The sequence below is a fragment of the Pseudovibrio sp. Ad5 genome, assembly GCF_001623095.1.
Classification (GTDB): Bacteria; Pseudomonadota; Alphaproteobacteria; order Rhizobiales; family Stappiaceae; genus Pseudovibrio.
In genome coordinates this window covers 307,661-333,484 of the sequence record NZ_LMCH01000064.1, presented here as the reverse complement: position 1 = coordinate 333,484, position 25,824 = coordinate 307,661, and the positions used below count along the sequence as shown (strand labels likewise).

The 25,824-nt window shown below is 51.3% G+C and carries 25 protein-coding genes; 14 read left to right on the top strand and 11 right to left on the bottom strand.

All coding sequences use genetic code 11. The features are described 5' to 3' along the window. The first annotated feature begins 2 nt into the window (after nt 1-2). The 8 genes from PsAD5_RS22920 to PsAD5_RS22890 all read left to right on the top strand — a co-directional run bounded on the left by PsAD5_RS22920 (nt 3) and on the right by PsAD5_RS22890 (nt 7,060). A complete protein-coding gene (locus PsAD5_RS22920; protein ID WP_208985567.1) occupies nt 3-257 on the top strand; it encodes an exodeoxyribonuclease VII small subunit in 255 nt (84 codons plus the stop codon). 779 nt (nt 258-1,036) lie between these two features. Beyond that, nucleotides 1,037-2,938 carry a 1-deoxy-D-xylulose-5-phosphate synthase gene (gene dxs, locus PsAD5_RS22915; RefSeq protein WP_063293799.1) on the top strand — a complete coding sequence of 634 codons (1,902 nt, stop codon included), beginning with the start codon at nt 1,037-1,039 and terminating at the stop codon, nt 2,936-2,938. 128 nt (nt 2,939-3,066) lie between these two features. Further along, nucleotides 3,067-4,452, top strand: coding sequence for an MFS transporter (locus PsAD5_RS22910; RefSeq protein WP_057465021.1), 1,386 nt, complete (start codon nt 3,067-3,069; stop codon nt 4,450-4,452). A 38-nt stretch (nt 4,453-4,490) separates the two neighbouring features. After that, nucleotides 4,491-4,904, top strand: a complete 414-nt coding sequence (locus PsAD5_RS22905; RefSeq protein WP_063293798.1) for a hypothetical protein — start codon at nt 4,491-4,493, stop codon at nt 4,902-4,904. An 85-nt stretch (nt 4,905-4,989) separates the two neighbouring features. Continuing rightward, nucleotides 4,990-5,463 carry a copper chaperone PCu(A)C gene (locus PsAD5_RS22900; RefSeq protein ID WP_208988769.1) on the top strand — a complete coding sequence of 158 codons (474 nt, stop codon included), beginning with the start codon at nt 4,990-4,992 and terminating at the stop codon, nt 5,461-5,463. Nucleotides 5,464-5,492: 29 nt separating this feature from the next. Then, nucleotides 5,493-6,098, top strand: coding sequence for an SCO family protein (locus PsAD5_RS22895; RefSeq protein ID WP_063293796.1), 606 nt, complete (start codon nt 5,493-5,495; stop codon nt 6,096-6,098). Nucleotides 6,099-6,145: 47 nt separating this feature from the next. Continuing rightward, nucleotides 6,146-6,292, top strand: a complete 147-nt coding sequence (locus tag PsAD5_RS28105; protein WP_164845264.1) for a hypothetical protein — start codon at nt 6,146-6,148, stop codon at nt 6,290-6,292. Between the two features lie 33 nt (nt 6,293-6,325). Further along, on the top strand, nt 6,326-7,060 hold the full coding sequence (locus PsAD5_RS22890; RefSeq protein ID WP_063293795.1) for a TlyA family RNA methyltransferase: 735 nt from the start codon (nt 6,326-6,328) through the stop codon (nt 7,058-7,060). A 69-nt stretch (nt 7,061-7,129) separates the two neighbouring features. Here the strand turns inward: PsAD5_RS22890 and PsAD5_RS22885 are convergent, their stop codons facing one another. Continuing rightward, the gene (locus tag PsAD5_RS22885) at nt 7,130-9,196 is read right to left on the bottom strand and encodes a methyl-accepting chemotaxis protein (protein WP_063293794.1); all 2,067 of its coding nucleotides are present in this window, start codon (nt 9,194-9,196) and stop codon (nt 7,130-7,132) included. Between the two features lie 356 nt (nt 9,197-9,552). Between PsAD5_RS22885 and PsAD5_RS22880 the strand changes: the two genes are divergently transcribed. The 3 genes from PsAD5_RS22880 (at nt 9,553) to PsAD5_RS22870 (ending at nt 11,638) form a co-directional block, all read left to right on the top strand. Continuing rightward, a complete protein-coding gene (locus PsAD5_RS22880) occupies nt 9,553-10,818 on the top strand; it encodes a class I SAM-dependent RNA methyltransferase (protein ID WP_063293793.1) in 1,266 nt (421 codons plus the stop codon). Between the two features lie 152 nt (nt 10,819-10,970). Beyond that, the gene (locus PsAD5_RS22875; RefSeq protein WP_063287442.1) at nt 10,971-11,294 is read left to right on the top strand and encodes a hypothetical protein; all 324 of its coding nucleotides are present in this window, start codon (nt 10,971-10,973) and stop codon (nt 11,292-11,294) included. Between the two features lie 53 nt (nt 11,295-11,347). Then, complete coding sequence (locus PsAD5_RS22870) at nt 11,348-11,638, top strand: DUF1330 domain-containing protein (RefSeq protein WP_063293792.1); 291 nt, start codon at nt 11,348-11,350, stop codon at nt 11,636-11,638. A 12-nt stretch (nt 11,639-11,650) separates the two neighbouring features. Here PsAD5_RS22870 and PsAD5_RS22865 read toward each other — a convergent pair whose 3' ends face one another. The 8 genes from PsAD5_RS22865 to fabI all read right to left on the bottom strand — a co-directional run bounded on the left by PsAD5_RS22865 (nt 11,651) and on the right by fabI (nt 21,476). Then, the gene (locus PsAD5_RS22865) at nt 11,651-12,388 is read right to left on the bottom strand and encodes a class I SAM-dependent methyltransferase (RefSeq protein WP_057464889.1); all 738 of its coding nucleotides are present in this window, start codon (nt 12,386-12,388) and stop codon (nt 11,651-11,653) included. Nucleotides 12,389-12,543: 155 nt separating this feature from the next. Then, nucleotides 12,544-13,092 carry a hypothetical protein gene (locus PsAD5_RS22860; protein WP_208980484.1) on the bottom strand — a complete coding sequence of 183 codons (549 nt, stop codon included), beginning with the start codon at nt 13,090-13,092 and terminating at the stop codon, nt 12,544-12,546. A gap of 39 nt (nt 13,093-13,131) precedes the next feature. Then, nucleotides 13,132-14,451 (bottom strand): 3,4-dihydroxy-2-butanone-4-phosphate synthase, encoded by a 1,320-nt coding sequence (ribB, locus tag PsAD5_RS22855; RefSeq protein ID WP_057464887.1) that lies wholly within the window; start codon nt 14,449-14,451, stop codon nt 13,132-13,134. Between the two features lie 949 nt (nt 14,452-15,400). Then, a complete protein-coding gene (locus tag PsAD5_RS22850; RefSeq protein WP_063293853.1) occupies nt 15,401-16,090 on the bottom strand; it encodes an HAD family hydrolase in 690 nt (229 codons plus the stop codon). Between the two features lie 632 nt (nt 16,091-16,722). Then, entirely contained in the window at nt 16,723-17,814 is a 1,092-nt protein-coding gene (gene aroC, locus PsAD5_RS22840; RefSeq protein WP_063293790.1) for a chorismate synthase, read from the bottom strand. Between the two features lie 355 nt (nt 17,815-18,169). Beyond that, nucleotides 18,170-19,489 carry an enoyl ACP reductase FabMG family protein gene (locus PsAD5_RS22835; protein WP_063293789.1) on the bottom strand — a complete coding sequence of 440 codons (1,320 nt, stop codon included), beginning with the start codon at nt 19,487-19,489 and terminating at the stop codon, nt 18,170-18,172. A 350-nt stretch (nt 19,490-19,839) separates the two neighbouring features. After that, complete coding sequence (locus PsAD5_RS22830) at nt 19,840-20,466, bottom strand: histidine phosphatase family protein (RefSeq protein ID WP_063293788.1); 627 nt, start codon at nt 20,464-20,466, stop codon at nt 19,840-19,842. A gap of 197 nt (nt 20,467-20,663) precedes the next feature. After that, nucleotides 20,664-21,476, bottom strand: a complete 813-nt coding sequence (fabI, locus tag PsAD5_RS22825; RefSeq protein WP_063293787.1) for an enoyl-ACP reductase FabI — start codon at nt 21,474-21,476, stop codon at nt 20,664-20,666. Between the two features lie 174 nt (nt 21,477-21,650). Between fabI and PsAD5_RS22820 the strand changes: the two genes are divergently transcribed. Further along, the gene (locus PsAD5_RS22820; RefSeq protein ID WP_063293786.1) at nt 21,651-23,063 is read left to right on the top strand and encodes an FAD-binding oxidoreductase; all 1,413 of its coding nucleotides are present in this window, start codon (nt 21,651-21,653) and stop codon (nt 23,061-23,063) included. A gap of 3 nt (nt 23,064-23,066) precedes the next feature. Here the strand turns inward: PsAD5_RS22820 and fabG are convergent, their stop codons facing one another. Both fabG and PsAD5_RS22810 read right to left on the bottom strand, forming a co-directional pair. Further along, on the bottom strand, nt 23,067-23,840 hold the full coding sequence (gene fabG / locus PsAD5_RS22815) for a 3-oxoacyl-ACP reductase FabG (protein WP_063293785.1): 774 nt from the start codon (nt 23,838-23,840) through the stop codon (nt 23,067-23,069). Between the two features lie 52 nt (nt 23,841-23,892). Continuing rightward, nucleotides 23,893-24,660, bottom strand: coding sequence for an SOS response-associated peptidase (locus tag PsAD5_RS22810; RefSeq protein WP_063293784.1), 768 nt, complete (start codon nt 24,658-24,660; stop codon nt 23,893-23,895). Nucleotides 24,661-24,746: 86 nt separating this feature from the next. Here PsAD5_RS22810 and PsAD5_RS22805 point away from each other — a divergent pair, with 86 nt between their 5' ends. Then, complete coding sequence (locus PsAD5_RS22805) at nt 24,747-25,256, top strand: hypothetical protein (protein ID WP_057464878.1); 510 nt, start codon at nt 24,747-24,749, stop codon at nt 25,254-25,256. Then, nucleotides 25,253-25,666, top strand: coding sequence for an NUDIX hydrolase (locus PsAD5_RS22800; protein ID WP_063293783.1), 414 nt, complete (start codon nt 25,253-25,255; stop codon nt 25,664-25,666). The genes PsAD5_RS22805 and PsAD5_RS22800 overlap by 4 nt, the downstream gene beginning before the upstream one ends. The last annotated feature ends 158 nt before the right edge of the window (nt 25,667-25,824 follow it).

The window sequence follows — 25,824 nt, the reverse complement described above, 5'->3', positions numbered from 1 at the left end:
GTTTGGTGACAGAAGAAGCAGCCGGTTCCATTGAAAACCTTTCCTTTGAGCAAGCATTAGCTGAGCTGGAAACCATTGTTCGCAATCTGGAGCAAGGCAACGTGCCTCTGGAAAAGAGCATTGAGCTTTATGCTCGGGGAGAAGCCTTGCGTGAAAAGTGCGATGGCTTGCTCAAAGCTGCTGAAGAGAAGGTAGAGAAAATCCAGATGAACACATCTGGAAACGCAGTTGGCACAGAAGCGCTGGATGAACAATAAATTCAGCTAATATGGAATTGAAATTCTAGTTCCAAACACAATAACTAGAATTTTCACTCCAGTACACGCGTTCATTTTTTCAACAGACCCCGCCTTGAGCGGGGTTTTTGTTTGCACCTGATTCATCAGGAACGTCGTTTTACTTAAATGATAAAAATTTCGTGATAATTTATTATTTAGCCTACTAAATAAAATTGGACAAAAACTATTGAGCACATAACACACCCGTTATTCTATTGAGCCGATAAGTTTTAATTGGAACAATACTTAATAGGAGATATTTCACAGAATATTATTTCAAGACAGAGAATACAAAGCACTGGATAGATCGTATAACCGACCGGGCGATCTAGTTTAAATCGACAAGTATTCTTCATTTATCGCCGGATATTGGTATAGGCAAAAAAAAGGGGGCTACGAAAACCGTAGCCCCAAGTCGATCACTGTGCACGTGGCCCCATCGACCACACATTCGACATAGGACGTTTCGTCGCAGATTGCATCACCCCATGGGGTGACAAAAGCGCAATTAATACTAGCAAATGAAAAAAAATACGTTCTCATCCCCTATTGACACAGGTTTTGAAGAGGCATCCCTACAAAAGGACCTAGCATAAACGATCAATTATTCATGACAGGCAATTGCACAGAGGGCAGGCTTGCTATAATCGTGGTCAATTACGGAAGACAGTCGTTTCGGCCATAATTTAGAACATATGCCATGGTCGGGTCGTTCTGTGTTAAGCTGCCAAATAGTCAAAAGACTTAAGAAGACCCTGATGTCCCTGCTAGATCAAATTCAAAACCCATCTGATCTCAAAAAGGTCCCCGAGGACCGCCTTCAACAAGTTGCTGAAGAGCTTCGAGAGGAGATGGTTGATGCTGTTTCTGTTACAGGAGGGCATTTAGGAGCTGGATTAGGTGTTGTTGAACTCACCGTTGCGCTCCACCATGTCTTCGACACGCCCAAAGATCGGTTGATCTGGGATGTAGGACACCAGTGTTACCCGCACAAAATTCTGACTGACCGCAAAGAGCGTATTCGCACACTGCGTCAGGATGGCGGCCTGAGTGGCTTCACCAAGCGCTCCGAGAGTGGTTACGACCCATTTGGTGCCGGACACTCTTCCACTTCTATTTCAGCTGGCCTTGGCATGGCTGTGGCCCGCGACCTTGCTGGCGGCGATAACAATGTGATCGCTGTGATTGGTGATGGCGCGATGTCCGCTGGCATGGCTTATGAAGCCATGAACAATGCGGGCGCACTGAACTCCCGCCTGATCGTTATTTTGAACGACAATGACATGTCGATCGCTCCACCTGTTGGTGCCCTTTCCGCGAGCCTCGCGCGTCTTGTTTCTGGCAAGACTTATAAGGGCTTCCGCGAGGCAGCTAAGCAGGTCGCAAGCGCATTGCCAAAACCTCTGCAGGAAAAAGCAGCGCAGGCAGAAGAGTTTGCCCGCAGCTTCTTTACCGGCGGCACTTTGTTTGAAGAACTTGGCTTCTACTATGTTGGCCCCGTTGATGGACACAATCTGGATCACCTTTTGCCTGTCCTGAAAAACGTTCGGGACGCTAAAGAAGGTCCAATCCTCGTTCATGTGGTGACCCAAAAGGGCAAAGGCTATCTGCCTGCTGAGAACGCCAGCAACAAGTATCACGCTGTTGCCAAGTTTGATGTTGTGACGGGTGAACAGTCCAAGCCGAAGCCGAACGCACCTGCCTACACTCGCGTTTTTGCCAATGCATTGATTGAAGAAGCAAACAAAGACGAGAAGATCGTTGGCATCACAGCCGCGATGCCGGACGGAACTGGTCTGGATGTGTTTGAAAAGGTTCACCCAACCCGCATGTTCGATGTGGGTATTGCTGAACAGCATGCTGTGACATTCGCCGCCGGCCTTGCCTCTGAGGGCTTCAAACCGTTCTGTGCGATTTACTCGACCTTCCTCCAGCGTGGCTACGATCAGCTTGTCCACGATGTTGCGATCCAGAAACTGCCTGTACGCTTCCCGATTGATCGCGCTGGCCTTGTTGGTGCGGATGGTGCGACACACGCAGGTTCATTTGATACCGCGTTCCTCTCCTGCTTGCCGGGCATGGTTGTTATGTCACCGGGTGATGAAGCAGAGCTGGTCCATATGGTTTCCACCGCTGCAGCTTATGATGAAGGCCCTATTGCCTTCCGTTACCCGCGCGGTGAAGGCATTGGCATTGACCTACCGGAAGTCGGCATGCCTTTGGAGATCGGTAAAGGCCGCATTGTTAAAGAAGGTTCCCGCGTTGCTCTGGTTTCACTGGGTGGCCGCCTGCAGGAAGCCTTGAGGGCTGCTGATACGCTTGATGCGGCAGGTCTTTCAACAACGGTTGCCGATGCACGCTTTGCCAAACCGCTTGATACTGAGATGATCGGGCGCCTTGCCAAAGAGCACGATGTACTGATCACCATCGAAGAAGGTTCCATTGGCGGCTTCGGAAGCCAGGTGCTTCAGTTCCTCTCTGACAACGGTTTGCTTGATGGGTCTCTTAAAGTTCGCAGCATGATCCTGCCGGACGTTTTCCAGGACCACGCAAAGCCGGAGACGATGTACAAAGATGCGGGACTAGATGCATCAGGGATTGTGCGCCGTGTCTTTGAAACCCTTGGTAAAGCAGAGGATTTGCCGTTAAGGCTGGTGTAGAACATTGTATTTGTGTTCATAACTCATCAAAAAATTAAATGAGGGGCAGCTTTCGCTGCTCTCCTTATTTTCTTTTTGCATATGATATGTAGTGTGAACTCAGTTTTACATCGTTGGCTGGTGCGCGCATGATACTGCTGCTTGCAACCTTTGCGTCCTTGATGCTGTCCACCGCCCTGATTCTTGCAGGGCATGGACTTTCTTCGACGCTTATCCCCCTCAAAGCTGATTTGGCCGGATTTGGAGACCTCCAGATTGGTCTGATCTCGTCCAGTTTTTACATTGGCTTTGTGATTGGGTGTTTGTTTGGTCCGTTTCTCATTCTACGGGCCGGTCATATCCGTGCATTTGCTGCACTGGTGTCTTTGATGTCTGGCGCCGCACTGCTCCACCCTATCCTGGTGGATCCTTTGGCGTGGGCGCTTTTCCGCATCATTACTGGTGTGTGTTTTGCCGGCATCGTTTTGGTTGTCGAAAGCTGGTTGAATGACCGGGCAACTAATGAGAACCGTGGCACAGTCATGTCGCTTTACATCATCTGCTACCTGGGTGCGACCATGGGTGGCCAGCTGATGATTGTTGGCTTTGACGTTAGTACCTTTGTGCCATTTGCAATTGCATCCATTTTTGTCAGCGTTGCTGTGGTTCCCGTTGTGCTCACCAAAGCAGTACAGCCAGCTCCTATTACGCTGGTGCGCTTCCGCCCGATCAACCTTTATCAGACCTCCGCTGTGGCCCTGATTGGTTGTCTGCTGATTGGTCTTGCCAACAGCTCCATGTGGGCACTAGCTCCGCTTTATGCCAAGCAGATCGGCTACAGCACCAACGAGGCGGCGTATTTTGCAGCAGCCATCGTTTTGGGTGGTGCGATTACGCAGTGGCCGATTGGTCGTCTGTCAGACCGTGTAGACCGTCGTATCATTATTTTGCTCCTGGGCTTTGCCGCGGCGGCGGCAGCTCTGGTGCTCTTTACGCTTGAGAGCGGAAACTTCTGGACCACATTCACCGTATTCTTGATCCTTGGCATGGCCAGTCAGCCGACATACGCGATTGTTGCTGCCCACGCCTTCGACTATGTGGAAGCAGAAGACTACGTCGAGACATCTTCTGGTGTTCTGATGTCAAACGGAATCGGGTCGATGATTGGACCGACCGTTGCAGCAGGCCTGATGTTCAGCATCGGCCCTGAAGGCCTATTCATATGGGTGGCACTTGTTGAAGTCGCTCTTGCGCTCTTCGTTGTCAGCCGCCTGGTTATTCGCCCTGCGGACGAGGATCTGGAGAAGACAGACTTCGAATACGGTGCAACATCCAACATGGGTGCTGTGCTTACGCCTGATCCGCTAGATATCGAAGATCCTTACGTTATTCCGCCTGAAGAGTTCCCTGCCTACGAGCAGGATGAGGGCATGGCATCAGAAGAAGTGGGTGATTTGCCAAATCGCAATGATGAGGATGAGAATCCGCCTACAACTGATGAGACTCAGGATAATTCCAGATTCCCTTCTGGCTGAGTGTAGACACACTCAGCGGAAGCAACTAAGAAAGACCCATGGTCAAGCCGAGTAATACATTACATGTACTCAGAAGCGAGCGGCATCCGCTCGTTTTGCTTGCTGGCGTTGCGATGCTGGCCCGAGTGCTGTTGCTTGTCCTGAGTTTTTCCGGCGCAGCTGCTGATCCTTCGGTTGCTGCGCTCATGCAATTGTGCGCCCCTTCGGGAGGCTCACAAATTGCAAAGATTGAAGGCTCCACGCATACCGAAAATCCGCTGGGAATAGGCTGCGATTGCACGTTCATGTGCCCGCATACGTCCAAACAGGCGACTTATTTTTCGATAGAGCCCGAGAACTGGCAGAGTCCTACCTTCGTGGTTGCTGGTTCTCTCTCCCTTGATAGTGCTCTCGTAATTGACAGAAGCCTCCGTGGTCATAATTTCCTCATCCGGGCTCCTCCAGTCGCCTAGGTTTTCCCTTGATCAACAAAACCTGATTTGACTGATCTCTTCTGCCTGAGTTTACAGGTAGGGAGCTATTCCTTGGATGACTATTATGAAAACACGTGCTCTTCTTGTTGCAGCAGCTCTTGTTGCATTCACCGGTTCTGCTGCTCTTGCGGACAGCATTCAACACGGTGATCTGACCATTAAAGATGCCTGGACACGCGCTACTCCACCAAAAGCAAAAGGTGGCGGGGCTTTCGTTTCTATCACCAACAATGGCAGCGAAGATGCGCGCCTGACAGGTGCAGTTTCCGGCTATGCCAAGCGCACTGAAATTCACGAAATGGCTGTGAATGATGGCATCATGAAAATGCGTAAGCTGGACGATGGCGTAGTTATTCCTGCCGGCGAAACACTTGAGTTGAAGCCTGGCAGCTACCACGTCATGTTCATGGGCCTGAACCAAGCATTCAAAATGGGTGAAGAGCTCAAAGTTACTCTGGAATTCGAAAAAGCCGGTCCAGTTGAAGTAACATTCCCAGTTATGAAAATGGGTGCAAAATCCGGCAAAATGCACCACTAACCAATTGAACTGTGCACGGGTGGATTAAGATGAACGTTGCGAAAACAATTCGATATGGAGCGTGGGCTGCAGTCGCATTGCTCGTTGCCGCAGTTTCTGCTGTAACAGTAATGAAGTTTGTGAAAGAGGATGTCCCGCAGGCTGCTACTGTGCAGATCGGTGGCCCGTTTGAGCTGGTTGATGGCAAGGGACAAGTCTTTACAGACAAGAACCTTGATGGCAAACCAACTCTGATGTTCTTCGGCTTCACATACTGTCCTGATGTGTGCCCAACAACCCTCTCTGATATGCAGGGATGGATTGATAATCTGGGTCCGAAGGCAGATGACCTGAACTTCGTTTTCGTCAGCGTTGATCCTGAACGCGATACACCAGACGTTATTGCAGATTATGTTGCTGCGTTTGGGTCTCACGTCGTTCCACTGACTGGCTCCGTCGACCAGGTTAAAAAGGTCGTTAAAGACTACCGCGTTTATGCGAGAAAAGTACCATTGGAAGACGGTGATTACACCATGGACCACACCGCAGCGGTTTATATGCTGAATGGTGACTTGGATTTCGTGGGAACCATCAGCTATCAGGAACCTGAAGAAACAGCGCTTCCAAAAATCAGAAAGTTGCTTGGTAGCTCATAAAAGTTTAGGGTGTCTGGGAATTCAGGCACCCTTTTTTGGATGAAGATATGAAAGATCATGCAGCTCTCTATGCCGGCACAGCTGCCGTTGGACTTCTGCTGATCGCAGCCACCGCATTCCTTTGGATGCGTTATGGCAATTTGCTTTTCTCAGACAAACTGTTAAATGCACTGGCTGGTTGCTTCGGCCTTTAGGCTAAGCTTTTAATCATCCCAGTCAGGTGACATATGCGGCTTGATCAATTCCTCGTCGAACATGGCTATTTTGAAACGCGAGCCCGTGCTCGTGATGCAATTTTGCGCAACACGGTCGTGATAGATGGTACGCCTGCAAAGAAGCCTTCGCAGAAGATCTCAGGCAAGCCCGACGTCTCTATCGATGATCCGGCCTCTGACTATGTATCCCGCGCCGCATTGAAGCTCATCAAAGGCCTGGAGCATTTTGAGTTCGACCCTGCTGGTAAGGTTTGTCTCGATATTGGCGCCTCGACTGGAGGCTTCACGCAGGTTCTGCTGGAGCATGATGCTCAGATAGTTCATGCTATTGATGTTGGGCATGATCAGCTGGCAGATAAGATCTCCAACAACCCACGCGTTGTCCGTAAAGACGGCCTTAATGCTCGTGAGCTGACTCTCGCGCATCTTGAAGGCCAGCATCCGGCATTTTTGGTTTCCGACGTCAGCTTTATCTCCCTGAAACTTGCCCTCCCACCAGCTCTTGAACTTGCTGCAGATGGGGCCTTAGGGGTCTTCCTCGTCAAGCCACAGTTTGAAGCTGGCCGTGAGCGGATTGGGAAAGGTGGTCTTGTTGCACCAGAGATTGCGGAACAGATCTCTGTTGAGCTGCAAGAGTGGATGAATGCACAGCCGGGCTGGTCCGTGCTTGGCATCACTTCCTCCCCGATCAAGGGTGGTGATGGAAATGCCGAGTACCTGATGGCTTGCCAAAAGAAGCCATTATAGTTTTCTTGAAGCCCTTCTCCCGAGGCACAGAGGTGCTCGGGAGAAGATGTTCCTGTGTGCTTTTAAATTTTATGCACGCAGCTGAGACACGAAGCCTTCCACGCGGTCTTTGAGCTCATCTGCTAGATCCGTGAGATCCACAGACGCCTTTTTCACACTCAAAGCCGAGTTGCTGGTGTCTTCAGCCGCTTTGCCAATGTCATTCACGCTGGCAAAGACTTCCTTGGTCCCATTGGATGCAAGTTCAGCGCTGCGGGCAATTTCACTGGTTGCCACGCCTTGTTCTTCAACTGCAGCAGCAATATTGGATGCCACTTCATCAAGCTCGCTGATGGTTTTGGAGATCCCTGCGATCTCATCAACAGCGCCTTGCGTTGCTTCCTGAACGCCGCTGATCTGTTCGGCGATGCTTTGGGTTGCCCGCCCTGTTTGATTGGCCAGATCTTTCACTTCATTGGCAACAACGGCAAAGCCTTTGCCAGATTCCCCTGCTCGGGCCGCTTCGATGGTTGCATTCAAGGCGAGAAGGTTAGTCTGATCCGCAATCGCATTGATGATGTCAATCACTTCGCCAATTTTCAGCACGGCCTCGGAAAGACCACGCACGGTGATGTTGGTTTGCTCGGACTTAGAGACTGCCACAGCAACCGTTCTTGAGGCCAGCTCAACCTGCATTCCAATTTCGCGTATGGATGCTGTCAGCTCTTCCGCAGCAGAACTCACGGTTTGTACGTTAACAGAGGTTGCCTCAGCCGCATTTGCCCCTGCTTGGGCACGCGATTGTGCTCTTGAGGCAGCTGGTTCCAGCACCTCTGCATGTGACTTCATGCCTGTGGCTGCAGATGAAACAGTTTGAACAACACTGCCTACGCTCTTTTCAAAATCAGAGACAATCTTGGTCCGCGTTGCCTTCTCAGCGGCTATGCGCTTGTTTTCCTGCTCTCTTTTGTCTGCCTCCATCTCCTTGACTTTGATGGCGTTGTCTTTGAACACACGCACCGCTGTGATCATGTCAGAGATCTCATCCTTCTGGCGGCGCTCCGAGATATCAACTTGCAGATTTCCTGATGCCAACTCACCCATAACCCGGGTCAGTGAAGAAATTGGCTTGCTCAACGAACTGGCGAATATCCATGCACCCAGAGCAGCAAGGAGCGCGAGTACAACGCCCAAGACAGAGACAAGTGAGAACATCTGATTGGATGCCTCAAGGATTTTACTGCGTGGGATGGTGATGACCAGCAGCCATGGCTCTTCGGTTTTTGCGATGCTAATTGGAACGCCCACCTGCAACATTTCAACATTGCCGACTTGCGTGTTGGGTAGAATGCGCGTTTTTCCAGAGGTTAACGGCTCAAGAATTGCTTTTGAAAAGCCAGCTGTACCAGCAGCTTTGGACACAAGCAGACTGTCTGGATTGGAAACAATTGTTCCGGAAGAGCTGATCAGTGTGAGGTAGCCTTCCTCATAAGGATGCATTCCATTCAGTCTCTCCTGAATGTCAGAAAGAGCAATGTCCACGCCCGCAACACCGTCTCTGGCTCCAAAGCCATCCACCGGCACAACAAGAGACGTGATTAGGGTATCCACGCCGCCAACAGAATAGATGTACGGCTCGAGGATGATCTCATCGCCACTTCTTTGTGCAAGCAAGTAGTAGTCACCTGCCCCATCCTTTTCATAATCGACAAGTGCTTCCCGGCCTATCTGTCCACCTGAGCGGAACCAATATGGGATAAATCGTCCGGTCTGGTCATGAAACGGCTTGTTGGCCCAGTCCTGATCCTTGCCATCAAACGCATCAGGCTCCCAAGCGGCCCAGCTGCCAATCAGCTGCTCATTGCTCTGGAGGACACCTTTGAGGATCTCAGCTGAAGCTGCACGATTGGCGTCCCCGCTTTTTCTGAGTGCGTCCAATGCATTGGCTGTGTTGCGCGCAACAGCAAAAGATTGATCCAGTTCAGCTTTAACGACGGCTGCACTTTCCTTGGCAATTTCGTTTGAGAGCCTGATTGCTTGTTCTTCGATAACTCCTGCCCCAATGAACAAGACAGACCCCGATGAGGCAACCATCGACACCAGTGCAATCACGACAACCCAAAATGTCAATTTCCCTTTTAATTTTAAAGACGGCATTGAAAACTCCTACAGAACATCGCCGATTTTTTTGGGAAAGTTGCAGCCATAGAATGTATCACCATACGCATGCAACCCGCATATTCCGTTGGGAAATCGATCAAATAGACAAACAAAAAGTTTATTTCAGAGAACATTTTAAATAGATCGGCAAAATCTATTCAGAAACTCAGTATAAAGTGTCGCACAGCACACCTATACAGTAATTTTCCACATTACCTTTGCGTCACAAACGATGGCTTCCCCTAGATCAAATCGAAGACTAAACATCGCTGCTCAATCACGCTCCAACGGAATGCCAAACTTCGCGACATCAAGCATTGCATGTATCGGAGCAGCGCTGTAAACGCAGTGCCATGTCTAAGAAGCCTGAAGCCACTGTAGAAACCCTCCGTATTGCACGCCTTGCCCATAAGGGTGACGGTGTTGCTGAGACCGATGCCGGACAGATCTTTGTTCCCTATACACTTGAGAGCGAGCTTGTCAGCGCCCTGGTGCAAGGTGCTCGTGCGGAACTTAACGAGATTATTGAGCCGAGCCCGCATCGCGTCGGGTCCGTGTGCAAGCATTTCAGCACATGTGGTGGCTGCTCTTTGCAGCATATGGATGAGGCTTCCTACAAGGACTTCAAGCGCCAACAAGTGTTTGACGCTCTGGCCTCCCGTGGCATCGAAACGCCAGTGGAAGATGTCGTGGTTTGCGGCAAGGGCAGTCGCCGCCGTGCAGTCTTTGCAGCTGTGAAGGCAAGCCATAAAGTGCTGTTTGGCTATCACACAGCCAAATCCAACCGCCTTGTCGACATTGAAGAATGCCCAGTGATTGCGCCTGAGCTCATGAAGGCTGTACCAGGACTTCGCAAGCTTGCTGGTGAAATTCTGCCGCGTAAGGGCGAACTGAAGTTCACCGTGACGACAACACAGAGCGGCCTTGATGTTGCCATTGGTGGGTTGGGTAAAAACAAAGACAAACATTACCTCGAACTCTCACAGGCTGCTGTTGAAAATAACTTTGCGCGCCTGACTGTCGATGGTGAAACAATTATCGAAATCCGCCCTCCTCTGCTGGATATGAGTGGTGTGGCTGTTCCAATTCCGTCCGGCGGGTTTATTCAGGCAGCTTTGAGCGCCGAAAAAACCATGGGCGATCTTCTTTCAGAGGGTCTGAGTGGTTGCAAACGCGTGGCTGACTTGTTCTGCGGTGCGGGTACTCTGACATTCAAGATCGGGCAGTTTGCCAATGTGCATGCGGTGGAAGGCGAAGCAACTTCGCTGAAAGCGCTTGATCTTGGACTGCGCCGTGCCAAGGGCCTTAAGAAGGTTACGACTGAACGCCGGGATCTGTTCCGCCGACCAATTGTTGCTAAAGAGCTCGATAACTTCGGCAAGGGGTTTGATGGCGTGGTGTTCGATCCGCCGCGTGCTGGTGCGCTTGCCCAGGCACAGGAACTTGCGAAGTCTCCAGTCAAAAAGATTGTTGCTGTTTCGTGTAGCCCTGCCAGTTTTGCTCGTGACATTCGAGAGCTGTTGGACGGTGGCTATCAGATCAAGCGCGTTGTACCGATTGATCAGTTCCTCTACTCCCCTCACGTTGAAGTGGTTGCCCTGCTGGAGCGCGGCGCATAAGCGGTAATTATGCAGGCGGCAAGTTGCGAGTAATTTGCCGTCTTCCCTGAATTTTCAATATTTGCCCTAAGTTTGGAAGCCCGTGTTACGTAAGTTTCACGAGTACTGAATATACTCTCACCTGTTGTTAACGCGAACAGGTGGTCGAGCTATTGATCAAGGGCCTTTCGGTTTTTGCAGCTATCATTTGCATTGTGCTGGGCCTGCTGACGGTCTGGACGCCTATCCCTACCGGCGTACCGCTGCTGGCGCTGGGGACGGTTCTGCTGATCGCTACAAGCCGCAGGTTTGCCAAGTTCGTGCGGCGGCATCGGAAAAACTTTGTTTGGCTCAATCAGGCTCTGCATTGGATTGAGGTGCGTTCCAGCGGGCGGTTTAAGAAGATCATCAGACGAACGCGCCCACGCTATTTCAGGAAGCGTCAGGGTAAAGGTCAGCCCTCGCCTAAAGATAACAATACTAAGTCCGCTGCATAATTTCCCAGAGCAAGCAAATCAGATAGGATCTTTTCCAATTACAGGAGAAGTATATGCCGGCTTACGTCATTGTTGATACAAAAATTGAAGATCCTGTCGCCTATGAAGATTACAAGGCTCAGGCTCGTCCTATTGCAGAGAGCTATGGCGGCGTTTACAGAGCGCGTGGCGGTGATATGGATGTGGTTGAGAGTGACTTATGGACACCACACCGTCTCGTCATCGTGGAATTTCCAAGCATGGAAAAGGCACAGGCGTTTTTGAACTGTCCTGAATATGCACCTGTCGCCAAAATCCGTCATGGTGCTGCTAAGTGTAGTCTGACAATTATCGATGGGGTGTAAGTTCTGGGAGCGTTAGGTGCTCAGGCCACCACTGACGATAATGAAAGGTGCGGCATCATTCAGATTGAGTGCTGACCAATCTCCATAGGAGGCTGTTGCCCGCAGGCCGACGGCTTCCAACAGGTCGCGGATATGATCGCGATGCACGAAGCGGCGCATGTTGTTTCTGGAGTAATGCTGCCCGTCGCTGTCGTAGTGGGTCTGCATGGACACGAGACCGTTTTTATCTGGCCCTGCTGTGTCCTGCCACAGCGATACTCTTTGCCCTTCAACCGAGCGCACCAAAAGCGGTTTGCCCTTTTGGCCCCACTTTTCCCATGGCCGTGCCTTCGGATTTTCCATGCCGAATGCGAATTTGCCATTTGGTTTGAGGTGAGCAGCGATGGTTTGGAGGACGAGGATCTGGTCCGTGTTGGTTGCGAAGGCCTGGAAAGCATTGCCAGTGATGATGATGCGGTCGAATTTCTGATTGAGATGCACCGTACGGGCATCTGCCTCCAACCACGTTACTGTCTCTGAGCGTTTAACAGCTTGCGCAATTTTCTTCGGATTTCGGTCAACACCAACAGTGTTTATACCTTGTCTGGAAAGCGCGTTGGACAGCGCACCTGTGCCGCATGCAATTTGCAAAACGCTTCCACCCGGCGTGCAAGCGAAGTTGAAAAGATAGTCATCATCTGCCCCCCAATCTTTATCCAGACTGGTAAAGCTGCATGTGTTTCCCTTTGTCTCCGTGCGGTTCAGCTGCATGATAATTGCCTTCCGGGTGCTGTCCTTCCTAATAAAAGTTAGGTTAAGAGTGTTAACGTCTTGTAACAGGATAAGCGGATTTGCGGCCAAACAAAGAATTCTGAGGTATTTAATCTGCCCAATGATTGTTTATAGATCAGTGTTGCAGAGAAACATCATTGCCCCCGCCAGAACTGTCTAGTTCTTTGCAAGAGGATCTCAGGGTCACACGCAAGGAGATGTAAATCCACTTCAAGTACTGGTGCGTTCGACTTGGCTTGCTTCAAGCGCCAGTTCTTTCTCATGGCCCGTCGCGGCATAGACTGGGGCTCTCGCTTTACGAGGCAGTCGTCAATCGGACCTTTGAGTTTGATGTGCAGTTGGTTGAATTCCATGGTGCGGACAGCTGTTTTGTAAAGGGAAAGCTCAGCAATTGCTGACCAACGCAGGACGCCAAGCCTTTCCAGATAGAGCCCGGTCTCATTGGCTGCAATTTGAGGGCGTTTATCGACGAAAGGGTAGTGCCAGTGAACGCTGAGAAAAACGGGTAGTGATGCCAATGCAGGGATCAGTGAACCGCTTACAATGCCCGTACCAAGAAGAGCTGCTCCGAGCAGCAGGCTACCGTAGACAACGGGCTCACCCGTCCCTTTTCGATAGCCCAGTGTGAATGGTTCAGCCGAGCTTTGCTCTTCCTGCCATGGATCAAGATCAAACTGAGACATGCCCCCGCCACTTTCCATATTGCGCCGGAGGCCTGTTTTTTAGTCCGCCGGAGTTTCTGTTGCTTCAACTTTCAAGCCGAAGCCTTCAAGGCCAACATAGTGGCGCTCACGCGATGCAATAACCCGGATAGAGTTGGCTCCCAGATCTTTCAGGATCTGCGCACCGAGACCAACTTCGCGCCAGTCCTCAGACCGGCCTTGAGCGGAATCGTGCTGCTCATGCTCAGCAGCTTCCAGATTATCACGATGACGGTTGGACTTGCTTGCGACGCCTACCGCACCTTCACGCAGGTAAACAATAATGCCTCGGCCTCGTTCCGCAAAGTCTTCCATGATTGCTTCCAGAGGTTTGGTTTGCCCAAACACATCATCCAGAACGTTTTCCAGATGGAGCCTGACCGGAATATCCTGACCATCACGCACGTCGCCGTAAACCAGCGCCAAGTGGCCAACATTGTCGAACGGAGTAGAATACACGATGGCACGTGCTTTGCCTGCAGTGGTCTCTACATCGAACTCGTCGATACGGCTCACAAGGTTTTCATGACGCTGACGCCATGCGATGAGATCCGCGACAGAAACCATTTTCAGGTTATGCTCACGGGCGAAGTCTTCAACCTGCTCACCGCGCTTTACAGTGCCATCATCGTTGACCAACTCACTGATGACGCCAACTTCCGGCAGGCCAGTCAGTTTACACAGATCGACTGCTGCTTCCGTGTGACCGGAGCGCATGAGGACGCCGCCCTCTTTTGCGACCAATGGGAAGATGTGGCCCGGACGGACGAAATCAGCTGCGCCAGCATTTGGATTGGCAAGGCCACGAACTGTTGCACAGCGCTGCTCAGCTGAAATGCCTGTCGTCAGGCCTGGCGCATAGTCAACGGAGACGGTGAATGCAGTTGCCAGTGGAGCGTCGTTGTTGGCGACCATCGGCTCAAGGTGCAGGCGCTTTGCTTCTTTGAGCGTCATTGGAGCACACACGATCCCGGAGGTGTGGCGGATAATGAATGCCATCTGCTCAGGGGTGATCATGTTGGCTGCTACAATGAGATCACCTTCGTTTTCGCGATCATCATCGTCGGTTACAACAACCATCTCGCCGTTTTCGAAAGCGCGCAGGGCTTCGGCTACTCTTGTTTGAGACACGACGTACTCCTTGTTTTCTTTTAGTCCGAGAAAATCGTTGGGGGTCACCTGATGGCCCGTCGCTTCAGCGATTTTCTGGGCCATTTCTCGAGAAATCCATGCGCTTGGGTCGTTGCACAGAGCCGTTACAGATGCAGGAGACAAACCAGCGCGGCGTGCAAAGGCACTCCTGCTTTCACCAGCGTCTTCTAACCATTCAGTCAAGCGCATAATCCTAGCCCCTTGGCCTTGCAATTTTCAGTGATACTGAAATCGCGCTTTTGAACTCGGAAATCAAGGGGCAAATCGAAAAAAGCTTACCGCTTTCTACCTAGGTCGTATCTGTGGGTGACCTTGAGGTGAATAAACGGTTTGCGGCTTTGTGCGAACACGCTCGATTGCATGCATTGGGCCTGCCCCGAGTTCGCAAACTGATCAAAGAAGCACCAACAGCACCACATGACCTCTCATGCAGTGGTGAGCTAGGGTTCCCGGAAGTCGGGATGAGCAAGGCGGCAGGCAATACCTGCGCTGTTTGTTAAGTTAGTTTCTTCGGCATTGGCTACACGCCTTGCCCGGGCTTTTTATAATGAACAACGTCGCCTCTTTTGCCTATAAGGCACGATAGCCGGTTTCCCGGAAAGACAATGGCTTATCCAGACACGTTTCCATGCCCAAACAGTTCCTCCGTCTTTGATAGATACTGTTGCAAAAGCAGGTTTTACTGCCGGTGCTCTTGTATCTATCACCGCGTGATACCCTATAGTCCTGGGCCCTTCCCCTCAAACCATGCGGTCACGTTTGAAGTTCGGTTCACCGGACCACTGAAAGGTGCGTTACGTCTTCCAACAGCCCAACCCAGCCTACGACAAACTGACGGTCGCTCCGCCAGCAGCCCGTTACGTAGGCATGCGCTTAGTATGGGCATGGTTTTGAACCAGGGGGATAAGTTTTTTGGAATGCATCCAGAGCTTGAAGGCAGGCCAATGTAAAAAAACGCCTCATCCAACAGAAGCGCGCTCCTGTTGGATAAAAATAAAATATCACTCTGAGGACTGGTGCGTTTTGGACACTTCCTCCGGCAAACATGACCTTGCTCATATTAGTTTGTGCAATTACCAGCAAAGCCCCTTTTTTGGGGGGTGATACTTTATTTTCATTCCGCAAACCCGGGGCGGGTTCACAGATGGCAATGCCGCTCAGAGTGTTCGACGCTGGACCGCAATTGCGAAAGCAAGCAATCAAGGTCCTGAACGACAGAAACGCCCAGACATCGGGTTTCCTCCGTTAGCTTCAATAGGTCTGGCACCATGACCGTGACCATGCCTGCGGCGGTAGCCGCGCGGATACCGGTATGGGAATCCTCTAAAGCAAGGCATTGTGAAGGACGGCCACCCACTGCGGCAGCAGCCTTTAAGAAAGTCTCAGGATGCGGCTTGCCGAATTCGACATCCGTTCGGGTTACGACAGCATCAACTCGATCAAGGATGCCCGCTTTTTCCAGATGATCCAGAGCCAGCGCCCGAGGAGTGGAGGTGGCTACGGCCCTCGGAATGTTAAACTCCTTCAACCAATCAAGTATTTCGCCCGCCCCCTGACGCAATGGAATACTCGTCGCGCACAAGGCGCGAAACCGATCTCGACATTTTTCATGGTATGTATCAATCGCAAATTCATCACCGAAGTGTGCCTTCAGCTTCGCGTCCCCTACTTCTTTGGGAGTGCCGATCAAGCTGAGATGAAGAATATCATGCATGTTATGACCAAGGTCCTCGCATGCGCCAAAGATAGCCGACCGATAAAGCCTTTCTGTGTCTAGCAACAACCCATCCATATCAAATATTACAGCGTCCAACGGAATAGGAAACATCCACGGCTCCTTCGTCATCTAGGCATTTTCGGTTAGAACTTCATTTCACAGTGGAGCAGTAATCTACCCCCGTGCAATTGCCAGGGGAAGCCGCCATCGAATGTCTCAGGCCATTTTGTTTTCGTCGCTCTCCATGTCTTCCAGAGCTTGAACGTCACGAAGGCACGCTTTGGCGAAGTAAACTACGGCCAGCGTGACTACTACAATCAATGAGTGAGTATTCGATGCTCGTCAAAGCGTTGTGTTTAGGCGGCATAAAGAAGGTCTTCAAACAGGAAAATCTGAGGGCAGCGTATCTCAACTGTTGGATGAGCCACTCTGAGCGCTAGTGCGTTTTGGACACTTCGTCCGGCAACCATGGCCTTGCTCGTGTTAGTCTGCGCGATTACCAGCAAAAGCCTCCCCCTCTTTTTTGGGGGAGGTGATACTTTATTTTCATCCCACAGCTTCCCTTTCAAACAACAAAAAAGGCGCTGGTTTTACCAGCGCCTTTTCAATAAGAATGAAATCAGAGGTTGAGCGGTCTCTTAGAGCACGTCGCGTTCATTTGCATTCACGCACCGTGCTTTAACACCTTGTTGGAGCGAATTCTTGTCGTTTGATTGAATCCAATCAAACGACAAGAATTCGCTCTATCGTTCGCCGCACTGGCCTCTGTCACGCAGGACATGGTCTGCCAGAACACATGCCATCATAGCTTCTCCAACCGGAACTGCGCGGATGCCAACGCAAGGATCGTGACGACCTTTGGTCATTACATCCACCTCTTCCCCGCTGCGGGTGATGGATTTGCGTGGTGTCAGGATGGAAGAGGTTGGCTTTACAGCAAAGCGCACGACTACCGGCGCACCGGAAGAGATGCCGCCCAGCACGCCGCCTGCCTGATTGGACAGGAAGTCAGGCTTGCCACCATCGCCCATACGCATCTCATCAGCGTTTTCTTCACCAGTCAAACATGCTGCTTCAAAACCGTTGCCGATCTCAACACCTTTCACGGCGTTGATGGACATCATGGCTGATGCGAGGTCCTGATCAAGCTTGCCATAAAGCGGGGCACCAAGACCCACAGGCACGTGCTCAGCAACCACTTCAATCACAGCACCAATTGAAGAGCCATCCTTGCGGATGCCATCGAGGTATTCTTCAAAGAACTTGGCAGCTTCCGCATCCGGGCAGAAGAACGGGTTGTTGCCCACCTCGTTCCAATCCCAGTTGTCGCGATTGATCTTATGTGGGCCCATCTGGACCAGAGCGCCGCGGATCAGGATGTTCGGGATGACTTTTCGCGCCAAACCACCAGCAGCTACACGGGATGCTGTCTCGCGTGCTGATGAGCGACCACCACCGCGATAATCACGAATGCCATACTTGGCATCGTAGGCGTAATCTGCGTGGCCCGGACGGTAGCGTTCTTTGATTTCGGAGTAATCCTTGGAGCGCTGATCAGTGTTCTCGATCATCAGAGAGATGGGCGTGCCGGTCGTACGTTGTACGCCGTCTTCATCCATCATCACGCCAGAGAGAATTTTGACCTGATCCGGTTCGCGGCGCTGGGTCGTAAACTTGTTTTGCCCCGGCTTGCGCTGGTCCAGATACACCTGAATCTCTTCTGCTGTGATTGGAAGCAGAGGCGGACAACCATCGACAACGCAGCCAAGCGCTGGTCCGTGGCTTTCGCCCCATGTTGTTACGCGAAACAGATGACCAAAGGTGTTGTGGGACATGTTCTAGCAGTTCACTTTTAGAGCATGAGCACGCCCTGTCCGGCTGACTCTCTTCAATCAAACGGAACGCGCTCTGAGAATTCTAGTGGTTTTAGGTGGGTTCACGCGAGAGGTCAATTGAGAGCCTTGCAGCACTTGCGTAATTTTCCCGAATGAACAAACTGGATTTACGCTTGTTCCCAGATTCAGGACTGCAAATGAGAGATCTCAAGGCGTGAAAAGGGCATTCAGGCACCACCATTTTAATGCGTAAGCTCAAATTCATACAAAAAGCCCGAGCAACGTGGTGGTCACGTCCCCGGGCTTTCCTCATTCATTCAAATTTTTCATAGAGAACTTTGGCCCTGGATAGACCTTAGGCGCCGTGTTCCTGAATAAGTCGTTTTGCAACCAGATCATGGTCGAGCCACAAAGCCGGACCTTCTGGCTGGCTGGCTTCAGCAAACATGAGCATGCCAGTTGCTGCAACAACATGCTGGCTGAGTTCATCGCTGACCAGAACATTGCGCTCTTTATGCAGGTCTACAATTTCCTGCGAGGTGCCAACAGTCTTGTCTACCTGCTCCGCTGAGTTTGGCATTGGCCAAGCTTCGAAGTTGTAGAACGGCTGCATTGCCTCACTGGTCTGGTAGTCGGATACCTTTTGCAGGACCTCTTCCAGAGATGCTTCTGGCTTGAGCATGCCTTCGCACTTCTGCCAGAGTGCATCCACCCATGCGCCGCCACCTTCTTTCTTGAAGGCTTGCAGCAGTGGCAGGAGAGACAGCTCGATGCCAGCAAACACGTCTGAAGAGTTGGTGCGGATTTCAGGGCAGTTGAACACTGTTGCCTTCACACCGTCTTTCCATGCGCTTTCAGCAAACTTCTCCAGAGCCATTTTCGCGTAGCCCTGCGTGTAGTTTGTGTAAGTCTGCCAGCGATACTCATCTTCGATCAGAATGCGGGTGCCGTGATAGCCATATGCGGTGTAGCGCACTTCGCCGCCAGCTGCTTCCACGCGGTCGCGGAGCGTCTTACTGGCTTCCAGCAGGTAACCAAAGCTGTTTGCGGTGACTTCCTCGAAGTTTTGCAGGATCAGTTTGCCCAGATCACTCTCGATAAGAGACTGAGACGGCATGTAGCGTGCACCGCGGCCTTTGTAGATGCGGTTCGCGATTGCCATAAACACTTTCGCACGCGGAATACCGCCTGCCATTGTGTGGGCGAAGAAGACGTTCTTCCCCGCTGGGATCATGGTACCCAGCTGTTCCATGACCTGAGCAAGAGCGCCTTTGAAACGGTTTGAGCCAAGACCGCGGCAGATCTCAACATGGTCCCAGTCGAGCTTGTGGTCCTGCCAATCTTTAATGGTCATTTCGTTGACCAGATCAGTCGGTGTCGCTGTGCCTTCCGGTGCGTCCAGTTCAAAACCCGCACGCAGAGGTACGTTGATGATTTTGCCGCCCAGATTGGCTTCGGCTTCTGCCAGCTCTTCTGGTGTGAGTGCGCGTGGCTTGTTGTTTTCATCGGGACGACCGACGGTAATGCCGATCACAGTCATCCCGGCTGCCTTTGCCTGATCGATCAAGCCAGTCGCATATCCGCGACCAAAAAGTTCGCCGAAGAGTACGAAGACATCGCCCTCTCCAAATACGGTATTGCTGCTGATTGCCTTGAGTGGTCGAGACGTCTTCATCAAGATCTTCCAAAAAGTTTAAGAGTGTCGAGATTTCATAGGTGAGCGTTCTGCTCTTGTTGCCTAAAAATAACGAGTTACAACTGATTTAGGTAGCCTGTTTAGCTTGTCTTTATGCAGATTGTAGCAAAGCGCTCCAAAATGTCGTGGACTGCCTTTGCTGTAGTATTCACTTTATGTGTCACAGTTTATCGCTGACGCAAAAACCTGATCAATTTAACGACCAGGAAATGCGTTGTAAGCCCCCAATCTTAAAGGCTTGGTACAGCGCTGGACGTGAGAGCACGCATTGATGCGCCCATTAATCAGAATGGACCTGCGTGTCTGCGAGTTCTTTTAGACATTGAGCTTTAGATCCACGCCTCAGAACCGTCCCGCCAGAGAAGGAACTGGTCTTGTGGCGTCTCCAGATCCGGGATTTCAGCTGGTGCATACCCGCAGAGCAGGCCGCGCAACACACGCATCACCACGCCATGTGCGACGATGATCATGGGATCCTTTTGCTCTGACATCCATTCGAAGATGCGATCAGAGACCATTTTGTAGCTCTCCCCTTCGGGATGCACATAGCCCCATTTATCTTCGCGCCGCATGCGAACCACTTCAGGACGCTCGACCATCATTTCAGGAACGGTCATTCCCTCTACGTTGCCAAATGTGATTTCACGAAGACGCTCATCCACTTTGTAGTCGTATGGGTCGAGCCCCATTTCCTTGCGCAGAATTTCCATGGTTTCCCGCGCGCGGATCATGGGTGAGCTGACAAAGATGAAATCATCTGCGGTCTTGCCAAGGTCTGGAAGGAAATCCTTCATCACCATACCGTTGCGCCGGGCCTGCTTGCGACCGGTGTCGTTGAGCGGAATATCCTGACCGCCCTGCATACGCCCTTCCAGGTTCCAGTCTGTTTGTCCATGACGGACATACAGAAGCGGAGTTGGTGTGGTTTTCGCAAGGGGCATCAACGAGCCAGTCATTCCATGAGCCTTCTTCGTAAGATTAGTCGGCAACCGTTTTGTAGCGGCTTCTTACGAGGTACATGTGTCATTCCTCGTTAGAAAACAACAGTTATGCACACATTCTTGATTTAAGTCATATGTACCTTTACCAGCCTTTCAAGCGCAAAAAAGGCGCCCAAGAAGCGCCTTTTCTCAAACCTGATTGCTGAAGCAATTTAGACGACGGAGATATCCGGCGCGTCTACTGCCTTCATGCCAACCACATGGTAGCCGCTGTCAACGTGGTGAGTTTCACCGGTGACAGAACGGGACAGGTTGGATGTGAGGTAGAGAGCGGAGTTTCCAACATCATTGATGGTTACGGTTTCACGCAGTGGTGCGTTGTACTCGTTCCATTTGAGGATGTAACGGAAATCGCCGATACCAGCTGCTGCCAATGTTTTGATCGGACCTGCAGAAATCGCGTTCACGCGGATTTTCTTAGGACCAAGATCAACTGCGAGGTACTTGACGCTTGCTTCCAATGCAGCCTTTGCAACGCCCATGACGTTGTAGTTTGGCATGACCTTCTCTGCACCGTAGTAGGTGAGAGTTACAATGGAACCACCTTCGGTCATCAGCTTTTCTGCACGGCGGGCAACGGATGCCAGCGAGTAGCAGGAAATCTGCATCGTCTTTGCAAAGTTGTCTGCGCTGGTATCCAGATAACGGCCAGTCAGTTCTTCTTTGTCAGAGAAAGCGATCGCATGAATGACGAAGTCGATCTTGCCCCATTTTTGCTCCAGAACTTCAAATGCTGCATCAATGCTTGCTTCGTTCGTAACGTCACAATCACCTACAACAAGTGCATCGAGCTTTTCTGCTAATGGTTCAACACGCTTCTTCAGCGCTTCACCCTGATAGGTGAGTGCGATTTCAGCTCCGGCATCGTGTAGTGCTGTTGCAATACCCCAAGCGATGGACCGATTGTTGGCCAGTCCCATGATGAGACCACGTTTGCCGGCCATCAATCCTTGCGCTTCTGCCATGTTTTTCTCCTGAGTGAATATCACTTAATCTAGTGAACAGCCCCAAAATGCTATGGCACACTGTTCATTTGGCTTCAAGCCGTCGAAAAAAGTCCAATCAGACATGGACGTGTTCTTGCGCTCCCATTATCTGATAGTTAGAGCCAGATCAACTTCCAACACTGCGACGGAAACATGACTATTCCAAATTTGGTGAACGCGTTTCAAAAGATCATTGGGGACGCAAATGTGCTTGTCAGCGGCCAGGACAAGGCCCCATTTCTTGTTGAGTGGAGGGACAAATTTCGAGGCGCCACTCCCATGGTGCTGCGGCCCGGTTCCACATCAGAGGTTGCAGAGTGCGTGAAGCTTGCGGCTCAGCACGGTCTCACTGTGGTTCCACAGGGTGGCAACACGGGTTTGGTTGGGGGGCAAATCCCTAATCCAGATGGTAGCGAAATCGTGCTATCCCTTTCTAGATTAAATAAAATTCGCCACATCGACCCTGAAGGTTATACGATGGTAGCAGATGCGGGCGTCACGTTGCAGGCTGTTCATGATACGGCTGAAAAGCATGATCGATTGTTCCCTTTGACGCTCGCTTCGCAAGGTTCCTGTGAGATTGGTGGCAACATTGCAACCAACGCCGGAGGCACTGCCGTCCTGTCCTATGGGAACACGCGAGATCTTGTTCTCGGGCTTGAAGTTGTGCTCGCAAATGGTGAGGTCTGGGAAGGGCTTCGGACCCTGCGCAAAGACAATACCGGTTACGATTTGAAACAATTATTTATCGGCTCAGAGGGCACTTTGGGGATCATTACGGGTGCCAGCCTCAAATTATACCCAGCTCCGGCGTCGGTAGAGGTGGCTCTGGTCGCGCTAGATTCGCCTGCTAAGGCACTTTCACTGTTTTCATTGGCAAAAAGTCACGCCGGGAACATGCTTACCGGATTTGAGTTGATGCCACAGACCGGCATGCAGTTCGTTTGTGAGCATATGGAACAGTCGCGCTATCCGTTCGAAGAGCAGCATCCATGGTATGTGCTCATCGAGATCTCGGCGGGTACAAAAGACATCGACATTGTCAGCCTGACAGAGACCATCTTTACTGAGGCTTTTGAGGCTGATCTGCTGCGTGACGGATTGCTGGCGCAGAGCAAAGCGCAGGCTGCTGACTTCTGGCGGTTGCGGCATGGGCTTTCTGAGGCACAGAAATTTGAGGGCGGATCCATCAAGCACGATGTCTCTGTGCCTGTTGCAAAGGTTCCCGAGTTTCTGGAAGAAGCGATCGCCGCTGTTAAAGAGGCTGTGCCGGGATGTCGTCCGGTTCCGTTTGGCCATATGGGCGACGGCAATATCCATTTTAACATCACCCAGCCGAAGGATGCCGATAAAGCCGAGTATCTTGCGAAATGGGATGATGTGAACCGTGTCGTGCATGGGATTGTTGCCAGTTACAACGGCTCAATCTCTGCAGAGCATGGCATCGGCATTTTGAAGCGTGATTTGCTGGCGGAGGTAAAGAGCGCCACAGAGATGAACATGATGCGCTCTGTTAAAAAGGCTCTCGACCCGACGAACATGTTCAATCCGGGCCGTGTTCTCTAGACATTATTGTTCAGGTGCTTCCAGTCCTTCCGGGAGCACCTGTCCTCCATCAACGACAATCTGCTGTCCGGTGATGTAGCCTGCCTCCTCGCTGGCGAGGAAGAGCACAGCACTTGCCACGTCTTGTGGCGCCCCCAATCGGCCAAGTGGAATAGTCTGCCCCATCTTCTTCAGATACTCATCACCGAGATCATCCAGCGCTTCTGTCCTGATATTGCCGGGCAGAACCGAGTTCACTGTGATCTTGTGCGGGGCCAACTCCAAGGCAGCTGTTCGCATGAGGCCCAGTTGCCCCGCTTTGGAGGCTGCATAATGAGACCAGCCTGCATCCCCTGTAATTGGGCCCGTTATTGACGAGGTAAGGATAATCCGCCCGTGCCCTGCTTGTTTCATATGCGGGAGCGCTGCCTTTACGCAGTAGAAGGAGGAGCGCAAGTTTGTATCAAGCACATGATCCCACTGCTCGGGCTCCATCTCCTCAATCGTCTGCTTGGGGAAGATGCCTGCGTTGGCGCATATAATGTCCAGCCCGTTTTCTTCTGTGGTCTCATCGACCATGGCCTTTACCGCTTGCCACTGGGTGACATCACACTGAAGGAATTGCCCTGCTCCGCCAGCCAGTGCGATTTCCTCCACAGCGTTGGCGCCAGCTTCTTCTCCGCGCGCTGCAATGGTGACAAAGGCTCCGGCGCGAGCAAAAGCCAGTGAGATGCCCAAGCCGATCCCTCGAGAACCACCCGTCACAATGACAGATTTACCTTTAAGCGACGCCAGCATGCTTGATCCCTCATCGTCTCATCATGTTGGTGTCCAGTATGTTGCTCAGAGGCTAAAACAAGTCTAACTGCCCGTTGTTTCTTGAAGAGCCGCCTGCAACCTTCTTTTGAGGTTTTGGCTTGGCAGGTGTTTTAACTGGCTCAGGAGGAACTGGAATGACCTCCCGTTCCCACAAGGACGGGTCATCATTGGCGACGCTGTTCACCCGCGTTGAAACAGGCGTGGTGATTAACAGTCCCTCATCTGCAGGTTGTAAGAGCTTTATAGCGTCTCGAGCCATGATTGTGCCGTTGCTCAACCAGTCGTCAAAATGCTCCGGCGCGATGATTGCGGGCATCCGGTGGTGAACCGGTTTCACCGTCATATTCGACTCGACGGTGATTACAGCAGCGGTATCAATGTCTCCGCCATCAGGATGGGAATAAGTTTCCCACAGGCCAGCGAAGGCCAGAAGGCGTCCATCCGCTGGGGCAATCCAATAGGGCTGCTTTGCCGCACCTTTGCGTTGCCACTCGTAAAAACCGTTTGCAGGTATCAAGCATCTACGGTGACGCACCGCTGCACGAAACGAGGGTTTCTCCTCCAAAGTTTCGGCTCTGGCATTGAGCAAAAGCGTGAAACTTGCTGGGTCTTTGACCCATGACGGGACCAGGCCCCATCGTGCTAACCCAAAGTGGCGCCCACCATTTTCGTGTTTTACGAGTGCAATTGGCTGAGTCGGTGCTATGTTGTATCTCGGTGGAAAATTTGGCTGTTCGATATAATCAAACAACGCTTTGACTTCTTCCGGAGACGCTGACAGGCTATATCTACCACACATGCAGATTACTCTGTTCGCATTTTAGTAAAATTGCAACCAATCGAGAGATAGGTTCCGCGCGACAGATAGGAAGCTGGGAGGCTGCAATGGATATGTACTGCGATAAAATCGGCGTAGGAGAACTTTCTCCTGAGCTTTTGACGCATGCAAACATCAATCCATCCACGGGCCTTGCAACTGACTATCTTAATCATTTCAATGAGGTTGTTATGCTTCTTGAAATGCTTCCTGATATTCCCGATTGTGCAGAAGATGTTCTGGCCTGGGAACCAGCTGACTATATCACACATTTCAGTGCCTCTAAATTCTCAGCAAAAGAATTGGCTATCCGTGCATACGGAGCTGTTGATTTGCCGCTGCGGAATGCTCTGGAGAAGTGTATTGGCGAAGTTGATCAGGAAGTTATCTCCTTACAAAAAATGCTAGGCTCCGCTGAAGTAACAGGTGAACTGCTGCAAATCGTTCAGGATAAAGCCGTTACCGTCATCAGGCCCCTACTTTCGCAAGCCGGGTCGATCATCCATGGACATCTGCCGGATGAGACAATCAGCACTGAGGAAAGCACGCAAGCGGACGTTGACGCCCTGTTCTCATGAGCAAAAAAGTTATTCCGGAATACATTGAGGCAACCAGTGTTGCCTGTGTGCAGAACGAAAAAGTTCTGCTCGTAAAACGAGCCCAGTCGCCCTCCAAAGGCCTCTGGAGTTTTCCTGGCGGTAAGGTTCTTCCCAGTGAAAACCTTAAGGATGCCGCACAAAGAGAGTTTAAAGAAGAAACATCTTTGTGCGCCTCAGACCTGAAGGAATGGACGGTGTCCTACCCTTCTGCGGAAGACTGCAAGGTGCAATATCGCATCCATGTCTTTCGCTGTACGCAGGTCAAGGGTGAGGAACAAGCACGCTCTGATGCTGCTGAACTGGGCTGGTACACCTGGGAGGAGGCTATGAACCTGCCTCTCGCGCCCGGCATGCAACAGCACATTCTAAATCTTCTAAGATGTAGTTAGAGCAAAACCTGTGCATTTACATTGACGCCTCAAGCTCTGACTTCTTAATTTTTACGCGTGTTCTTATCCGAAAACCGGAACTACTTTTTTAGAATACGCACAAGCATCAGTCCTGCAGCCTGCTGTGCAACAAGGGAAAACCGGAAATCCCCAAGGTT

What these genes read in the sequence shown, in the direction of transcription:
- PsAD5_RS22905 (WP_063293798.1), top strand. Translation starts at nt 4,491, where the DNA reads ATGGTCAAGCCGAGTAATACATTACATGTACTCAGAAGCGAGCGGCAT.
- PsAD5_RS22810 (WP_063293784.1), bottom strand. Translation starts at nt 24,660, where the DNA reads ATGTGTGGTAGATATAGCCTGTCAGCGTCTCCGGAAGAAGTCAAAGCG.
- PsAD5_RS22800 (WP_063293783.1), top strand. Translation starts at nt 25,253, where the DNA reads ATGAGCAAAAAAGTTATTCCGGAATACATTGAGGCAACCAGTGTTGCC.
- PsAD5_RS22865 (WP_057464889.1), bottom strand. Translation starts at nt 12,388, where the DNA reads ATGCAGCTGAACCGCACGGAGACAAAGGGAAACACATGCAGCTTTACC.
- fabI (WP_063293787.1), bottom strand. Translation starts at nt 21,476, where the DNA reads ATGGCAGAAGCGCAAGGATTGATGGCCGGCAAACGTGGTCTCATCATG.
- PsAD5_RS22835 (WP_063293789.1), bottom strand. Translation starts at nt 19,489, where the DNA reads ATGAAGACGTCTCGACCACTCAAGGCAATCAGCAGCAATACCGTATTT.
- PsAD5_RS22890 (WP_063293795.1), top strand. Translation starts at nt 6,326, where the DNA reads ATGCGGCTTGATCAATTCCTCGTCGAACATGGCTATTTTGAAACGCGA.
- PsAD5_RS22820 (WP_063293786.1), top strand. Translation starts at nt 21,651, where the DNA reads ATGACTATTCCAAATTTGGTGAACGCGTTTCAAAAGATCATTGGGGAC.
- PsAD5_RS22910 (WP_057465021.1), top strand. Translation starts at nt 3,067, where the DNA reads ATGATACTGCTGCTTGCAACCTTTGCGTCCTTGATGCTGTCCACCGCC.
- PsAD5_RS22885 (WP_063293794.1), bottom strand. Translation starts at nt 9,196, where the DNA reads ATGCCGTCTTTAAAATTAAAAGGGAAATTGACATTTTGGGTTGTCGTG.
- PsAD5_RS22880 (WP_063293793.1), top strand. Translation starts at nt 9,553, where the DNA reads ATGTCTAAGAAGCCTGAAGCCACTGTAGAAACCCTCCGTATTGCACGC.
- PsAD5_RS22850 (WP_063293853.1), bottom strand. Translation starts at nt 16,090, where the DNA reads ATGTTTCCTATTCCGTTGGACGCTGTAATATTTGATATGGATGGGTTG.
- PsAD5_RS22860 (WP_208980484.1), bottom strand. Translation starts at nt 13,092, where the DNA reads ATGTCTCAGTTTGATCTTGATCCATGGCAGGAAGAGCAAAGCTCGGCT.
- aroC (WP_063293790.1), bottom strand. Translation starts at nt 17,814, where the DNA reads ATGTCCCACAACACCTTTGGTCATCTGTTTCGCGTAACAACATGGGGC.
- dxs (WP_063293799.1), top strand. Translation starts at nt 1,037, where the DNA reads ATGTCCCTGCTAGATCAAATTCAAAACCCATCTGATCTCAAAAAGGTC.
- PsAD5_RS22830 (WP_063293788.1), bottom strand. Translation starts at nt 20,466, where the DNA reads ATGACTGGCTCGTTGATGCCCCTTGCGAAAACCACACCAACTCCGCTT.
- ribB (WP_057464887.1), bottom strand. Translation starts at nt 14,451, where the DNA reads ATGCGCTTGACTGAATGGTTAGAAGACGCTGGTGAAAGCAGGAGTGCC.
- PsAD5_RS22900 (WP_208988769.1), top strand. Translation starts at nt 4,990, where the DNA reads ATGAAAACACGTGCTCTTCTTGTTGCAGCAGCTCTTGTTGCATTCACC.
- PsAD5_RS22805 (WP_057464878.1), top strand. Translation starts at nt 24,747, where the DNA reads ATGGATATGTACTGCGATAAAATCGGCGTAGGAGAACTTTCTCCTGAG.
- fabG (WP_063293785.1), bottom strand. Translation starts at nt 23,840, where the DNA reads ATGCTGGCGTCGCTTAAAGGTAAATCTGTCATTGTGACGGGTGGTTCT.
- PsAD5_RS22895 (WP_063293796.1), top strand. Translation starts at nt 5,493, where the DNA reads ATGAACGTTGCGAAAACAATTCGATATGGAGCGTGGGCTGCAGTCGCA.
- PsAD5_RS28105 (WP_164845264.1), top strand. Translation starts at nt 6,146, where the DNA reads ATGAAAGATCATGCAGCTCTCTATGCCGGCACAGCTGCCGTTGGACTT.
- PsAD5_RS22870 (WP_063293792.1), top strand. Translation starts at nt 11,348, where the DNA reads ATGCCGGCTTACGTCATTGTTGATACAAAAATTGAAGATCCTGTCGCC.